Source organism: Polaribacter sp. (assembly GCF_051251875.1).
GTDB lineage: Bacteria > Bacteroidota > Bacteroidia > Flavobacteriales > Flavobacteriaceae > Polaribacter.
This window is the reverse complement of sequence record NZ_JBPOGL010000006.1, coordinates 104,967-120,890: the sequence shown is the minus strand read 5'-3', so window position 1 is coordinate 120,890 and position 15,924 is coordinate 104,967. Positions and strand designations below refer to the sequence as shown.

Sequence of the window (15,924 nt, the reverse complement as noted above, 5' to 3'; positions counted from 1 at the left end):
ACTAAGACATTACAGTTTTAATTAAACCATCGGTTTCTTCCTCTAAAGCTAAAATATCAGCTTTAATTTCAGTTAATGACCTTAACGGTTTGTATTGGTAAAAGTATTTGGTAAAGTTAATTTCATAACCAACATTCGTTTTCTTTTCGTCTACCCAAGCATCTGGAACGTGTGGTAAAACTTCACGTTTCATATAGCTTTCAATATCTTCTTTTAACGGAATATTTTCTGTATCTCGTAATTTAGCATCTGGTTTAGGGTTACCTTTAGTGTCGGTAACTACTTTACCGTTTTTCATTAAAGGACGTTCTACAGTTACTTTAGAGTAACCAAAATCTGTATTATCAAATAATTTACAATGTTCGTTTGCTTCAAAATCACCATATAATTTAGTAATATCTTGTAAATGCTGGTCGGATAATTCGTTACGCTTACTACCTAAAGATTTACTCATTTTTTTAAAGTAATCTACAGCATTTATCAACTGCACTTTTCCTTTACGTTCTGTGGCTTTGTGGTTACTTATTATCCAGATATACGTACTTATGCCAGTATTGTAAAACAATTGATTAGGCAAGGCTATAACGGCTTCTAGTAAGTCGTTTTCAACTATCCATTGGCGTATACTACTTTCGTTTTTCTTACTACTTGGTGAACCAGAAAATAATGGTGAACCATTAAATACAATGGCTAAACGTGAACCACCTTGGTCTTTGGGTTTCATTTTAGACATTAAACTCATTAGGAATAAAAACGAACCATCACTTACAGATGGTAAACCAGCACCAAAACGACCACCATGACCAAGTGATTGGTGTTCTTCGGTAACTTCTTTTTGTACTTTTCCCCATTTTACTCCAAATGGCGGATTGGTAATTAGGTAATCGAATTTATGATTTATGAATTGGTCACCTTTTAGTTTTACATCGTCTTTACTCTTTAAACTGTTTCCTTTAGCAATGTTATCTGGTTTTTGACCTTTGATTAACATATCGGATTTACAGATAGCATACGATTCTGGATTTAATTCCTGTCCGAATACTTCTAATCTCGCATCTGGATTTAATTCGTTGAGGTATTCTTCTGCAACGGATAACATTCCCCCAGTACCAGCGCAACAATCGAAAATAGTTTTCACGATTCCTTTTTGTGTTAGAATCTCTCTATCATTCATAAATAATAGATTTACCATTAAGCGGATTACTTCACGTGGTGTAAAGTGCTCCCCAGCAGTTTCATTAGATATTTCGGCAAACTTTCTAATCAGTTCTTCAAACATATAACCCATTTCCATACTAGAAATTTGCTCTGGATGTAGGTCTATTTCTTGAAAGCGTTTAAGAACCATGAACAGTAAATTACCTTCGTCTAACTTTGTAATTTGGTTATCGAATTCAAACTGCTCAATAATTTCTCTGGCTTCTTCTGAAAATCCATTGATATAGTTTCTTAAATTGGATGCTATGTTATTTGGGTCTGCAATTAATTTATCAAAATCGAACAAGCTAGAATTATGAAAATTATATCCAGCAACCTTGTTTAAAATAGGGTCTAAATTCTGGATATTCATACTTTTAACTTGTTCGTTCTTTTTTAGAACCTCTGCTTTAGTAGCTTTTAAAACGCAATCTAAGCGTCTTAATACTGTAAAAGGTAATACTACTTTACCATAATCACTTTGCTTGTAATCGCCACGTAATAAGTCGGCTATTGACCATATAAAATTCGCAGATTCTTTAACGTTTGTCATGTAATTTTTTTCTGAATTTTTAAAAAATAAATATAGGGTATAAATGTCGTTTAATAAACGAAAAAGCAACAAGATTATAGGCTGCTTTAAGGGAGGGAATTAAAATGCAAGTCTTTCCATCATCATACTTTTTTATATGTTAAAAAAGTATTGCTCATAATTATTTATATAACCATAGTTATGAGTGCTTATAAAATGTTGATTCTTGCAATTTATTTAAGTATTTTTATAAAACGTATTACGTCTATTTTACAAAAGTATTGATGTTGATAATTGGTGTGTTACAATAAGAATAGGCTGCTTTTGGTGTATTATATCGAAATCTTTTAGTAATAAAAATAATTGCAATACTTTTTAAAAACAATTGCTTTGTTATAATGTCGGGTGAAAATATAATTTTAGTTGTAACACATTGTTTATGCAGATCTCAATACATTAAATTACGCTAAAAAAAGATTGATGTTGGTAATTAGTTGTAGTACAATCAGAATAGTCCTCTCTTGTGTATTACATAGCTACCTGTTACTAATGAATTTTTTGTATAAGTCAAAATATCTTATTTACATTACAAAAACAATTGCTCATTAGATGTGTTGAATCTGTAGTAGCTAATATTTGTAATGTGTTTTATCTTGTAATCTTTTTAAATATTCTTTTAAAACGTATAACATCTACTATTGGTGTTGGTAAATGATTGTGTTATAGTAAGAATTGTCTGATTTTTGTGTATTATATTGATATCTTCTAGTGATAAAATCATTGCAATATTTTTTAGAAATCATTGCAATACTATCTAAAATCATTGCAATAGTTTTTAAAATCATTGCAATACTATCTAAAATCATTGCAATACTTTTTAAAAAGCATTGCTTTGTTATAATATCGGGTGAAAATGTAATTTTAGTTGTAATACATTGTTTTTTGTGCAGTTCACAATACATTAATTACCCTAAAAAAAGTATTGCTCATTAGAGATGATAAAACTATAGTTACATATAATTTAACAACTTGTTTTTTTGAGGTCTATTGTAAAGTATGCAGAAGTTTTTAATATGTTCCTGTTATTTACAATAAAAACGAAAACAAGTAATTTTCTGTTGAAAAGTTGATGATTACCTTTGAGGCCTTTGTTTGAAAGGAGAAGAGGTGTAACAGTAGTTCAACATACTATCAACAATAAAAACTAAGTTTATTTAAGTTGATAGTATGTTGAACTACTGTTGTAACCCTAATCCTCTTGTTTTACTGAGTTTTTAGTCTGTTTGTCAACAGTCAACGCAGATTCTATAAAATCGCTTTTTACAAACTCGTAGTATCTTCCTTTTTTAGTTTCGTAATCAATTAAAGTTTTTCTATCTGGACTATATGAAGGATAGTATTTTTTATAACTTCCATTAATCGATTTTAAACCGTAGTCTAATTTTAAACTCTTGGCAATCTTAACTATTGATGATCTAATACTTCCTTTTAATAGCTTTTCTAATAAATCTGTTGCTGAATATTTTAGTGTTGCTACATCAAAAGCTATAAAATCATCAATAATAATTTCTTTAATTTCTTGACTTAAATACGATTTGTTTCCTTTTACGACTTTATCTAAAGCAGGTGTGTAAATTTGTTGCTTTGTAAACCACATTCTAGTTTTTCTTTCTGATGTAATTTTTCTATTCTTTATAAAATAGATAAACATCGGAATTTCACTTTGTAGTTTTTTTAGCATATCTACATCTTCCATTTTAAAAGGATTCACTTTAATTACCCAATATCGAATTTCCTTTTCATCAATTTGAATAAAATTTTCTTCGTTATTAGAACATAAAATAAACTTTCCAAAAAAGTTAGATTCCACTTTGTCTTTTCCTTTAGATTCTGTTTTATAGGAATTGGCGGTAGAAAGGTTCTTAATTCGCTCACTATCCTCTCTTCTGTCTAGCAAAACTTCATCTATTGCAATTATTAATTTAGAAGACCAATCACTATTAAATCTGCTTCTAAAATCTTCATTTTTATTGATAGTCATATTGCCTTGAAACAATAATTTCATCCAATTTAAAAAAGAGGTTTTACCTGTGTTTCTTTTGTCACTAACTAGGCATAAAATTGGTAAAATTTGAGTTGGATATTGCCAAAGTATAGATAAATAGTCTAAACCCAATTCGTATTGCTCACCGAAAATATGTTTTAAAAATTCTTCGGTTTTGTTAAAATTACCTTTTTGTAAATTATGATCAATTTTTTCATACTCGTTATAAAAAGAATTAATTTCTTGCTGATAATTATTATGTTCTGGAATTGTTATAAAGCCATCGTATTTTTTTATTGATTGTAAAAAATCTTTTCCATTATCTGTAATAATTTCTCCTTTAGACCATTTTATTAAGGTTTTCACAGTATCTCCACTTAAAAGTGGGACACCGCAAATTTTAAAATAATCTGTACCTATTCTTAAGTAGTTCATAATTATTTTCCTCTATTAATTTCTAATTTATAAAAAGCTCTATTTCCTCCCTGTTTCCAGTCTAATTGAACAGTTATGCCTGTAATGCTATTGTCTAAAGTGTAAAGTCTGTCTATTTCTTCTTGAATTTGTACCCACATAAATCTTGGGTTGTTTTCAATTGTAATTTTTATTTTATCGAGTTCACATAGTGTGTAGTCTAAGAATTTTAGCAAAAAGTAATCTGTAATTCTATCAATTTTAAGCCTTACGATTTCAGTAGATAAACTTTGAAGAATAGCAAGTCCGTTCTGAACGAACTTGTTATTTAGTGCGTTATAATCTTTCATGCTATCTTTTGTATTTTAAAGACTTTACTTCCTTTAGTTTGTTTTCCAGACTCTCTACATTAATTACAATCCTTCTACCAATTTTAGAGGCTGAAATCGTACCTTTCTTAATGTAGTTTCCAATTGTTTGTTCGGAAACATTGAGCAGCTTTGCAGCTTCTTTAACCGTTACATTTTTCTTTTTAGGATTTAACTTACTGTTTATAAGTTCCTGTAGTGGATTGATTCTTTTACATATTGCAGAATCAATCATCATAACCAATTCTTCGTGGCTTGTAATTATTATTTTACTCATTATATGAATATTTTAAACTGTTAATATTTAAAACATTTCATATTCAGTAATTACTAATATCCATGGATTGAATATTTATGTTTTATTTTTGCAAAGATTGTTCATATAGTGGAAAGGAGAAAGAATATTGGTGTAATGAAGTAGGGGCGAAGTAGAACTTTTAAAATATTAAAAAGCTGTATTTCAGTATTTTAAAAGTTATGTTTGGAGTAAAATTTAGCTTTAAGAGTAGAAGGAATCTCTATTTTTTAATATTTTAATTGAATTTATTATCTCTTTTAAGCCATTTAATTTTTTAAGTTTATCAATAATATTTTCTATCGCTATTCTTTTATCTCCTTTAAACTTCTGAGTTTTATTTGTACCTAATTTAAAATAATCAAAAGTTTTGTATCCTGTCTTAATTTTAGAAAAATCCTCTTCTTTTAAAACACTAGAACATAAAATTAATAATCGGTACTTTTCAGTTATAGGAATATCTTTGCCTAAACTATCATTTAAATGAAAAAATAAAATATTTAGTAAAATTGATTTTTCATTATCTTCTAATTCTATTAGCTTTGATACAAGTTCTTTTGATTCTTTTTGAAGTTCTTTTTTATTATTTAAAACTAAAATATTTAAGTCGTCCTTAATGTATTTAATATTAAAAAAAGCTTTAATTTTTTCTTTGCGTAGTTGGGTGCAGAAATCTTGAGAGTTTTTGTCTAGAAAACTACCGTAATTATGAAGAACTAGGAATTTAGAATAAAGTTGAAGAAAGTGTTTGAAATCTTTATACTGTGTATATTGTTTATAATTTTGAAAGTAATTATAAATATCTAGATTTATGATATTTTGTATTCTATCAACTTTATATTTTTTATTCATAGAAGCTATACAATAACCTATTAAAGAGGATGATTTTTCATCCTTATTATCATTTTCACGAATTTCATTCATCTTTCCGTGAATTTCATTTTTATAAGTAGCATATAATTCCTCTTCCATTTTTGGAGAGTCATGGTCTTCTTTAATTCTTGCAAGGATTTCCTTTTTAAACGTTGAAAAATCTTTGTTATATAATTCTATAAATTCTTTTCCGTAATTCATTTTATTAACTTTAATATTATTTAATGTTTTCAGGTATATTCAAATCAAAAGTATCATCAATAGCTTCTTTTACATCTTCATTAGTAACTTGGTAATAATAGTTTAAAGTTTTCATATCCCTGTGTCCAGAAATTTCTGCAATTAGTTTGTCGCTTTTACCTTTTCTCTTCATCATAGTAATAAAGGTTCTTCTGGCAGTATGGCTAGAAACCCTTTTATAGAAAGGTTTATCTTCTCTGATAACTTCTTTACCTCTTGTAGATGTTTTTTCTACAATATGAGTGTAACCTGAATCTTTAAAAACTTCTTTTATATATTCATTATGTTTTTGGTTGGCTATTAAAGGTAAACTGTAATTGTATTTTTCTAAAATATGTAAAGCAATACCACTTAACGGAATTTCTCTACTTTTTTTACCAGAGCTTTTTTCTTCTTTTAGTAATAATGTTTTACCATCAACATTTTTTTTTGATACAAATTTTAATTCTCCAAACCTCATGCCTGTAACGCAAGAAAAAATAAAAACGTCTCTTACTTTTTCTAATTTTTTAGATTTCATTTTTGTTTTTAGCAAAGTTTCTAAGTCTTCCTTTTTAAGTGCAATTTGACTTGTAATTACTTTGGTCTTTTTTTTGAAATTAATAAAATCTGCTTTGTAGGTATAATTGTTTTTTAATGCCCAAAAAAGGAATGTTTTGAGTAAACCTACGTTTCTAGAAAAAGTATTGTTAATGTGTCCTCTAGTTACCATACAGAAATCTGTAAACTCTGTGTAGAACTTTTGATTTATAGTGTCAAACGTGATTTTATATTTTTTTGTTTTCTCAAAATCTTCCAACATTTTTTTGATGTTATCATATTTGCTTATTGTAGAGCCAGTCCATTCTTGATTTTTCTTTTTGAACGTTGTAAATTCATCATAAGCCTCGTAAAACTTATTTTTACCAACAGATACTCTTTTAAATTCTTTGTCAAATTCTTGCCTTACTATTTCGGCTGTTAATTCTCTGTGTGTGTTTTTATACAGTTCAGTTACCAAAGTGAAGTGGTTGGAGTATCTATCTAACTGTCTTTTGATAGTTCTATGGCTTTCTGCTTTGGCAGTTCTTCCGTTTAAATTATTAGGTTGTCTGTTTGTGAAATCCCATTCCTCTGGATGAATAGATTCTCCTGTAGAATAAACAAACCTTTTTCCTTCTTTTTTGAAATAGGCTTTTAAATAGATTAAGGTTAGTCCGTCTTTCTTTTTGTCTTTTAAATTAAAGGTTGTTGTCATAACAAATATGGGTGTCAATTTAGGTGTCAGTAAAGGTAGTATTTAATAGGTGAATGATAACAAAAGTAATACTAATAAATATTAAAAACCTTTGTTTATAGTAGGTGTGGTAAGGGGTGAGCTATAAGTGAGTTTAAAAGGTGCAAGACTCTCCGCCTGTACAAATTAAGCCTTTTAAAGATGTTTCTTTGAAAGGCTTTTTTTAAGCTAAAAAATTACACTTATATAATTTTGTTTTGAGTCGTTTTTTATGCTTTTATTTTTCTACAAATTCCTTAAATTTAGGTGTTTTCCCTCTTTTTTAAAAAGTTGTGTTTTATTATTTTTGGATTGATTATAAATGAGTTACATTTTTTTTGTAAATTATAAGTCCAAACTTAATCTAATTTTCAATGTCTCTCAAGTCTGTTTTTTTTAATGGTAACTTAGACAAACCTTATCACTTAGAGGAGAGCGAAGCCTTGTTTGTTATACGTGTTAAAAAAAATGAAGATCCAATTGCTATTTTTAAGAGTATTCCATTTTTAAAAAATGTACTTGCTAAAATTGAACTAAAGACCAGTTTTCCGCAATCTAATGTATATATATTTAAATGTTTAAGTGCAGAAGAAGGATTTAAGGATGCCGTAAAATTGGCTATAAAAGAAGCGAAAAACCCAGGTGTTATTTATGTTGGGTCTGTTTTAGAATATGCAAAAACAGGTATTTATCAAATTTATACAGAAAACATTTTTATCAAGTTTTTTGATACTACAACAAATGAGTTTATTGTTAATTTTTTTAAAACTCATCACTTAGAAAATAAGCGTTCTTTAAATTTTGGAGAAAATGTTTTTTTTGTAGAATTAATAGAAAGTATTGGACGGGAAATATTCCCTTTTTGTGAGCATTTATTGACATTACCAGAAGTAGAATGTTGTCATCCAGAGTTGGTTACCAAACTGCAAGATCCTTTTAAGAATTTTAATGATGCTTCAGTTTCTCCGATAGATTTAGAAAAGGATTGGTGGTTACAAAGAACAAAAGTGCACGAAGCTTGGCAAGTAACAAAAGGTAAAGGTATTACTATTGCTGTTATTGATGATGGCTTAGAAATGAGCCATAAAGCATTTAGAAGTAAGATTGTTTTTCCTAGAGATATGTTAGACAAAAACGCACGTAAATTTCCTATTCATAGATATAATGAAGGACACGGAACAGCATGTGCAAGCGTTGCTTGTTCAGCAGATGAGGAGGCAATTGGTGTTGCGCCTGAGGCAAAAATAATGCCTATAAAAGTTACAGGAATGGGATCTGTTTTACAATCTGAAGCTTTTTATTGGGCGGTACAGCACAATGCTGATGTAATTTCTTGCAGTTGGGGACCGCCAGATGGAAATATTTTTTCCATTATTGATGACGATTTTGATTTTCCGCTTCCAGATCATACAAGATTAGCTTTTGAGTACGCTACAAAATATGGTAGAAACGGAAAAGGTTGTGCCATTGTTTTTGCCGCCGGAAATGGTAATGAACCCGTAAAATATGATGGGTACGCATCTTCTAAAAATGTAATTGCCGTAAGCGCTGTAAATTATAAAAATGAACTTGCAATTTATGCAGATTATGGAGAACCCACTTTTTGCTGTTTTCCTAGTGGAGATTTTACCCTGGATAAAGACAACAAACCAATTTTAACCAGTGGAATTTTGGTTGCCGATAGATTTGGAGAAAATGGCTATGCAACCACCAATTATTATTCTTTATTTAACGGAACTTCTGCTTCTTGCCCAGGAGTTGCTGGTATAATTGCGCTCATTTATAGTGTAAACCCAAACTTAAAAATAACAGAACTAAAAGAAATACTCATCAATTCTTGTGAAAAAATAGGGGCAAAAAACGAGTATAACTTATTTAGTTACAGCCATAATTTTGGCTACGGATTATTAAGAGCAGATTTTGCAATTAATAATACAATGAAATCTACTAACCAAAAAAACAACAGTATGTCTACTACAAAAAAACAAGCAGTATCGCTTCATGTCGGAATTAATGAAGTAAGTCAACAATATTACAAAGGTTATGTACCTCCCTTGTACGGTTGTGTAAATGATATGGAAAAAATGGGTGAATTGGCCAAAAAAATTGGCTATGAAACTAATTTTTTGAAAAACAGCGAGGCAACAAGAGAAGCTATTAAAGAGCAAATCATTCGTTTAGGAAATTCTGTGGAAGAAAACGGAATTTTATTAATTACTTATGCTGGTCATGGCGCGCCAATTCCTGATAAAAATAATGATGTGAATGACCTGGTTGATGGAAACGATGGAAATGATGAAGCTTGGGTAAGTTATGATGGTTTTTTATTGGATGATGAAATTCATGCAAGTTTGGCTCAAATCAAACATAAAATACGGGTAGTAGTAATTTCAGATTCTTGTCATAGTGAGTCTATGTCTCGTTTTTTTATGGTAGACTTAGAATCTATTAAAACCACGGTTTTTGAAAGAAGTATCAGTTCTTCTCAAGTGCTAGCCATTCTTGATAAAAATAACCAAACTACAAGAAGTATTAGGGAAAATATACCAGCTAAAGAAAGCTTAGAATATTCTGTTTATGTGATTGCTTTATCTGCTTGTGAAAAAGATGAAAAAGCAAAAGAGGTGGGAGGTCAAGGAGTTTTTACAAAAACATTTATCAATAATTACATAGGTAGTGATAACAAAAATTATCAATCTTTTATTGATTTGGTTAAAGCTAAAATTTCAGACTCCACACAAAAACCAAAACTAACAACTTCTCATCATTTTAATAAGAATTTTTTAGCACAGTCTCCATTATCCATAGAGAAAATAAATCTTCAAAGTACTACTAATAATCAATCAATAGAGACTAATTCTAGTGTTTCTGATAGTTCTTCAGAAACTACATTGGCTTTAGAAAATGAATTTTTAAATACAATTACAGAAGATTTATTTGTGAGTTCTGGTACTTTATTGGTAGAAACAACAGACGAATCTAATCTAATTATAGATCCAGAAAATTCTTTAAGAAGTTTAGAGGCTTCAACCACTTTAAAAATTAAAAAAGGTGTTGTAGACGCCAAAGAAATTAAAGGACACACAGAGTGGGATAAGGCGTATAATTTATTACTTAACAACAAAAGTATTACTTCTGTAGAGCCAGAATCGGTTTCAAATTTATATGTTTTAGACAATGAAGTTGAAGCCCAAAAAAGTAGAGATGTAGGCGAGTATTTAGACACCTATCCAAACCCAGAAAGATGCAATAACAGAACACCTTTTATTTGGCATTTAGATGAAGAACACAGTCAATTAAAATTGGCAAATGAACATGTGTTTCCGGAAATTAAAATGGAAAAAAGAAATGCCAATACTACAGATTTGGTAAAAATTGGTCAAATAGATACTGGTTTTTTAGAAGATCATCCTGCGTTGCCAGAAAATTTAGATCCTTTACATGCTAATTTTTGTAAGGGAAAAAAAGTTATGGGTGCAATAGATGGCGATGCTACATTAGCTGTGGCTGAACAGCACGGTCATGGAAATGCAACCCTTTCAATCTTAGCAGGAAATTGGGTAGATTTAAGCGAAACAGATTCTAATTATCGAGGTTTTTTTGGTGCAATTCCGTATGCTAAAGTATTACCAATTAAAATAAGTGAAACCGTGGCATTATTGTCTGGTAGAAATTTTGCATTGGCAGTAGATTATGCAATTGAACAAGGATGTGATGTAATTACCATGTCTATGGCGGGCTTGCCAAGTAAAACCATGGCAAAAGCTGTAAACAGGGCGTATGAAGCCGGTGTAGTTATTGTTTCTGCGGCAAGTAATAGTTTTTCTGAAAATTTTTTCAAGAAAAAGTTACCAAAGAAAACCTTGTATCCAGCAAGATATCACCGGGTAATTGCAGCAACAGGTGCTTGTTACAATCATAAACCTTATTTAAATCGTTTTCAAGACGGAAGTTGTGAAGGAACTGGACTAGAAACAAGAGGTGCCGGCGGCTTTTATATGCAAACTTGTTATGGACCAGAATATGTGTTAAGAACTTCTGTAGCTGCTTACACGCCAAATATTAGTTGGTTTAGTTTTGATGTTGAACATGAAGACGGTTCTAAAACCTACTACGTAAAAAATGGAGGTGGAACCTCTAGTGCAACTCCACAAGTAGCCGCAGCCGCAGCTATTTATATTCAAAAGTACAAACAAGAATTAGCACAATTTACAGGGAAGAATGCATGGAAAAAAGCAGAAATTGTAAGGCAAGCGTTGTTTCAATCTGCAGATGATTCAACAGTTTTTAATTATGTATACGGAAATGGTATTTTAAAAGCATATGATGCTTTACACGAAAAGTATGCACCTAAAAATTTAATTCATCAAATTAAAAAAGAAGAAAAAGCACCAGAAAAAAGACGTTTTTTAGGTGGAATCTTTCATGTGTTTTCTAATAGAAGTATCACAGCAGCTAAAGATGATTCTTTGAACGAGAAATTAGCAGATATGATGATTACTGAAATTTGTCAATTACTGCATAAAGATGAAAACTTATTCGATTATTTAGATACCTTAAATTTAGATGATGAAGATTTTTCATTGTTAGAGCATAAAAATCTAATACGAGATATTTTAAAATCGAGACATGCTTCAGATTTCTTAAAGCAAAATTTAAGAACATCTTTTTCTGAACAATCAGAAAATGTAGCAGTGAATCAAGATGATTTTAGTAATGTGCATTTTAAAGGAGTACGTGGAGGTGTTTCTATAAAAACCACCAATCTTTCCTATAAAATTACCAATAAGAAATCGTATAAGGAATATCAAGAAAACAATGCTTTTTGGGTAGATGAATTTGAGTTAACACCTAGCGAAACAAGAAGTTTAAGATCCGACTTGGTTTCTGAATTACAGGTTTCTTTAGAAGAGGATAAGGAAAATTTACTTTCTGTAATGTTGGTAGAAAAAGTTTTTGAAGATGGTTCTGTTTTTGAATGGAAACAAGCAGGAATGTTTGACAATGCTGGAAATAGAAGTATAGAAAATCATCCATCTTTAGATGCAAATACCTATTATTTTAAAACAGATGTTTTCAATTCTAATGAAAGAGGAATTTTGGATGTTTTAAAGCGAATTGGAATTAAAATTTTTAAATGGAAAAAAGAGAAAATTTCACCGAAGACAAGAATTTTAGACAAACTGGTTGCTAAACTAGGCGAAAATAAATATGAGATAAAAGTATTTGATTTAAAAGAAGAAAATAGCTTGGCAAAAGGATGGGTTTCTATTGATTTGTTAGATGCTGCAGCAATTTATGCGTCCATTCAAAAAGATAAAAAACCAGTGTTGGTCTGTATGCCTGGGTTGTTTAGTTCAGTAGAAAGTGGTTTTGATGATTTTTTAGAAGATGCTGCTGTAAAAACACAATTACTTAAAAAACATGGTCAGTACATTTTAGGTTGTAATATGCCAACCGTGGTACAAGGTATTGAAGCAAATGCCAAACATATTAGTGAGTTATTATCCGGAAAATTAAAACAGAAAGAATGTACCGTTTTGGCCCGAAGTAGAGGAGGTATTGTAGCTCGTTATTTGTTTGAGCAAGAATGGTTAGACAATAGGTCTAATAAACTTTTTGCAGATGCGCCTTTGGCATTGCGTAAATTGGTGTTTTTTGGTACGCCAAATCAGGGTACAATGATGGCTTCTAGTAAAAATTGGAAATCGTTATTAAACTATACTACAAATATTGCAAGAGTTGCATTGGGCACTATTGCACCTATTGTACCAAGGGCATTAACTATTTTAAAAGCAATGGCAATTGGGTTTACAGATTTACCAGGAATTGACGATTTAGAAGAAGAAAGCAACGTAATTTTAAAATTAAATAGTTTAGAATTAAATAGAGATAATTATTTTGTATTCACCTCTAATTATGAACCGAATCAGAAATTGCTAAAACGACTTTTTGATGAATATTTGGTAGACAGAGCTATTTTTAAACGTCAACCAAATGATACAGTAACACCTGTAGATGGCGCTATTTTTAGCAATGAAAATTTTGCTTCTGTGGTAGCGTTAAAAGAAGGGCAATATTATATTGCTTCTACTGCAGAACAAGTAACTCATTTTGGATATTTACATCCAAAGCATCCACAGATTATAGAAAAACTATTTAAAGAGATTTAGGTAGTTTACTCATTTTTCATTTTGATGAAATTAAGAATCTTAATGTGATTTCTCCTGTTACTCGAAAAAACAGCACTGAGCGTGTTTTAAGAAAAGACAAAACCGCAAGAGCGCGTCAATTCTAACAAGGAGAAGTCACATTATATAAGCAACCAAAAACTGAGCGTATTTGAAAAAAGGTATAACCCAACAACGTTTGTCAACAAGAATTTTTAATTCATTGGGTATTCCTTATTATTGATTTACCTATTCTTTTTTAAGTTGAGAAGAATCTCGTACTATTAAAGTTGCGTCTAGAATAATTTTATTTAAAGTTTGTTTTACAGCGCCTTTCTTTTTAGTGTAATTTAGAAACGTATTTGCAGCTATTTTACCAATTTCTTTACTATGTTGTTCAATACTAGAAAAGGTTGGTGTAACCATAGCACTAAAAGGTTCATTACCAAAACCTACCAAGGCAATTTCATTAGGTATGGTAATTCCTTCTTCGTTTAAAACTTGTAAGGCACCTAAGGCGGCATAATCACCAGCAACATAAACGGCATCGGGTCTATTTTTTAATGCTAAAAGTTGCTTCATTTTTGCTCTACCATCACTAATAGTTAAGCTGCTTTCTATTAAAAGTTCCTCTTCTAAAGGTAAATTATGTTTCTTTAGAGCATCAATATATCCTCTAATTCTGTTATTAAAAATACGTGTTCGTTTAAAACCACCAATATGAGCAATACGTTTACAACCTTGTTGTACAAGATGCTCAACAATCATCTGGCTACTTTCAAAATCATCAATTCCTATATAGTCAACATTCAAATCATTTTCACCTCTATCAAACATAATTAAAGGAATACCAGCTTTTTTTACTTTTTCGAAATAAGTTAAATCTACGGTTTCATTTGCCATAGATGCAATAATTCCATCTACTTGTGTAAATAATAAGGCATCTATACAAGCACACTCTTTTTTAAAAGACTCGTTAGATTGCGTTATTATTATATTGTATCCTTCTTTATTTAAAACTTCTTCTATATTTTGTATTACAGAAGAAAAAAAGTTGCTATTTGTTCTGGGTACAATAACACCAATTAGGTTACTTTTTCCGCTTCGTAAAGCACTTGCTAGATGATTTGGTTGATAATTTAAGTTTTTGGCAACCTGTCTTACTGCTTTTTTTGTTTTTTCACTAATACGAGAATCATCATGCAGAGCCTTAGAAACAGCTGCTGCAGAGATATTTAACACATTTGCAATATCTTTTATGGTAGTTTTCTTTTTAATATTCAATTTTTTTATATCTTTGCTTAAACGTTTAAGCAAAGATAGCTTCTTAAATGTCCAAATCAAAATAAATAGTAAAATATGAATTTTGATTTTATTTTGAGACATTGCTTAAACGTTTAACCAATTAACTATAATTATTAAATAAGAATAAAAATGGCAAAAGTAGTAACTTTCGGAGAGATCATGTTAAGATTGGCTCCACAAGGATTTTTAAGATTTTCACAAGCTAATAGTTTTGATGCTATTTATGGTGGAGGAGAATCTAACGTAGCAGTTTCATTAGCAAACTATGGTATAGATGTAGATTTTGTAACACGTTTACCAAAAAATGATATTGGAGAGTGTGCAATGATGGAAATGCGTAAAAGAGGTGTTGGTGTTGATAAAATAGTATATGGTGGAGATCGTTTAGGAATTTATTTCTTAGAAACAGGTGCTGTATCTAGAGGTTCTAAGGTGGTTTATGACCGTGCAAATTCTGCAATTGCAGAAATTGAATCTGGCATGATTGACTGGGATGCTGTTTTTGAAGGATGTGAATGGTTTCACTGGACAGGAATTATCCCTGCTATTTCTCAAGGAGCTGCTGATGTAACGTTAGAGGCTTTAAAAGCAGCAAGTGCAAAAGGAATTACTATTTCTACAGATTTAAACTACCGTGCAAAATTATGGAATTTCTGTGATGCTGCTCATAGAGAGTCTATAATGACAGAATTAACTTCTTACTGTGATGTTGTGTTAGGTAATGAAGAAGATGCAGAAATGCACTTTGGTATTAAGCCTGATGGTGCTGCGGTTCAAACTGCGGGTCATGATGTAAAGGCAGAAGCTTTCTTATCTGTTTGTCAGCAAATGATGGAGAAATTTCCAAGAGCTAAAAAAGTAATTACTACTTTAAGAGGTTCTATTTCTGCTTCTCATAATACTTGGGCTGGAGTTTTATATGATGGAAAACAAATGTTAGAAACGCGTCAATACCAAATTACAGATATTGTAGATAGAGTAGGTGGTGGAGATTCTTTTATGGGAGGTTTAATCTACGGATTATTAACATACCCAGATAACGACCAAAATGCATTAGACTTTGCAGTGGCTGCATCTTGTTTAAAACACACAATTAAAGGTGATGCAAATTTAGTTACAGTTGCTGAGGTTAACAAACTTATGGGTGGAGATGCATCTGGACGTGTTGCTAGATAAATTTATTTTTTAGTTTAACTGTTAAATCATGTATTTGGTTTAACAGTTAAATGCA

10 protein-coding genes are annotated in these 15,924 nt (G+C 30.4%); 2 read left to right on the top strand and 8 right to left on the bottom strand.

Translation table 11 applies throughout. The features are described 5' to 3' along the window. Position 1: 1 nt before the first annotated feature. From ACSHW5_RS04900 to ACSHW5_RS04870, 7 genes are all read right to left on the bottom strand, one after another. Positions 2 to 1,750 (bottom strand): type I restriction-modification system subunit M, encoded by a 1,749-nt coding sequence (locus tag ACSHW5_RS04900; RefSeq protein ID WP_435674990.1) that lies wholly within the window; start codon positions 1,748 to 1,750, stop codon positions 2 to 4. A gap of 674 nt (positions 1,751 to 2,424) precedes the next feature. Beyond that, positions 2,425 to 2,595, bottom strand: coding sequence for a hypothetical protein (locus ACSHW5_RS04895; RefSeq protein ID WP_435674989.1), 171 nt, complete (start codon positions 2,593 to 2,595; stop codon positions 2,425 to 2,427). A gap of 383 nt (positions 2,596 to 2,978) precedes the next feature. Beyond that, the gene (locus tag ACSHW5_RS04890) at positions 2,979 to 4,208 is read right to left on the bottom strand and encodes a primase-helicase family protein (RefSeq protein WP_435674988.1); all 1,230 of its coding nucleotides are present in this window, start codon (positions 4,206 to 4,208) and stop codon (positions 2,979 to 2,981) included. Positions 4,209 to 4,210: 2 nt separating this feature from the next. Further along, positions 4,211 to 4,537: a hypothetical protein gene (locus tag ACSHW5_RS04885; RefSeq protein WP_435674987.1), complete on the bottom strand. Its 327-nt coding sequence runs from the start codon at positions 4,535 to 4,537 to the stop codon at positions 4,211 to 4,213. A gap of 1 nt (position 4,538) precedes the next feature. Next, positions 4,539 to 4,832 (bottom strand): helix-turn-helix domain-containing protein, encoded by a 294-nt coding sequence (locus ACSHW5_RS04880; protein WP_435674986.1) that lies wholly within the window; start codon positions 4,830 to 4,832, stop codon positions 4,539 to 4,541. Between the two features lie 222 nt (positions 4,833 to 5,054). Beyond that, positions 5,055 to 5,924 carry a hypothetical protein gene (locus tag ACSHW5_RS04875; protein WP_435674985.1) on the bottom strand — a complete coding sequence of 290 codons (870 nt, stop codon included), beginning with the start codon at positions 5,922 to 5,924 and terminating at the stop codon, positions 5,055 to 5,057. Positions 5,925 to 5,940: 16 nt separating this feature from the next. Further along, positions 5,941 to 7,200 (bottom strand): tyrosine-type recombinase/integrase, encoded by a 1,260-nt coding sequence (locus ACSHW5_RS04870; protein ID WP_435674984.1) that lies wholly within the window; start codon positions 7,198 to 7,200, stop codon positions 5,941 to 5,943. A 392-nt stretch (positions 7,201 to 7,592) separates the two neighbouring features. Between ACSHW5_RS04870 and ACSHW5_RS04865 the strand changes: the two genes are divergently transcribed. Beyond that, complete coding sequence (locus tag ACSHW5_RS04865; RefSeq protein ID WP_435674983.1) at positions 7,593 to 13,391, top strand: S8 family serine peptidase; 5,799 nt, start codon at positions 7,593 to 7,595, stop codon at positions 13,389 to 13,391. Positions 13,392 to 13,637: 246 nt separating this feature from the next. Here the strand turns inward: ACSHW5_RS04865 and ACSHW5_RS04860 are convergent, their stop codons facing one another. Then, on the bottom strand, positions 13,638 to 14,774 hold the full coding sequence (locus tag ACSHW5_RS04860) for a LacI family DNA-binding transcriptional regulator (RefSeq protein ID WP_435674982.1): 1,137 nt from the start codon (positions 14,772 to 14,774) through the stop codon (positions 13,638 to 13,640). Between the two features lie 48 nt (positions 14,775 to 14,822). On the opposite strand from ACSHW5_RS04860, the gene ACSHW5_RS04855 reads away from it, so the two are divergent. Further along, positions 14,823 to 15,869, top strand: a complete 1,047-nt coding sequence (locus ACSHW5_RS04855) for a PfkB family carbohydrate kinase (RefSeq protein ID WP_435674981.1) — start codon at positions 14,823 to 14,825, stop codon at positions 15,867 to 15,869. The last annotated feature ends 55 nt before the right edge of the window (positions 15,870 to 15,924 follow it).

What these genes read in the sequence shown, in the direction of transcription:
- ACSHW5_RS04880 (WP_435674986.1), bottom strand. Translation starts at nt 4,832, where the DNA reads ATGAGTAAAATAATAATTACAAGCCACGAAGAATTGGTTATGATGATT.
- ACSHW5_RS04875 (WP_435674985.1), bottom strand. Translation starts at nt 5,924, where the DNA reads ATGAATTACGGAAAAGAATTTATAGAATTATATAACAAAGATTTTTCA.
- ACSHW5_RS04870 (WP_435674984.1), bottom strand. Translation starts at nt 7,200, where the DNA reads ATGACAACAACCTTTAATTTAAAAGACAAAAAGAAAGACGGACTAACC.
- ACSHW5_RS04885 (WP_435674987.1), bottom strand. Translation starts at nt 4,537, where the DNA reads ATGAAAGATTATAACGCACTAAATAACAAGTTCGTTCAGAACGGACTT.
- ACSHW5_RS04865 (WP_435674983.1), top strand. Translation starts at nt 7,593, where the DNA reads ATGTCTCTCAAGTCTGTTTTTTTTAATGGTAACTTAGACAAACCTTAT.
- ACSHW5_RS04890 (WP_435674988.1), bottom strand. Translation starts at nt 4,208, where the DNA reads ATGAACTACTTAAGAATAGGTACAGATTATTTTAAAATTTGCGGTGTC.
- ACSHW5_RS04860 (WP_435674982.1), bottom strand. Translation starts at nt 14,774, where the DNA reads ATGTCTCAAAATAAAATCAAAATTCATATTTTACTATTTATTTTGATT.
- ACSHW5_RS04855 (WP_435674981.1), top strand. Translation starts at nt 14,823, where the DNA reads ATGGCAAAAGTAGTAACTTTCGGAGAGATCATGTTAAGATTGGCTCCA.
- ACSHW5_RS04900 (WP_435674990.1), bottom strand. Translation starts at nt 1,750, where the DNA reads ATGACAAACGTTAAAGAATCTGCGAATTTTATATGGTCAATAGCCGAC.
- ACSHW5_RS04895 (WP_435674989.1), bottom strand. Translation starts at nt 2,595, where the DNA reads ATGATTTTAGATAGTATTGCAATGATTTTAAAAACTATTGCAATGATT.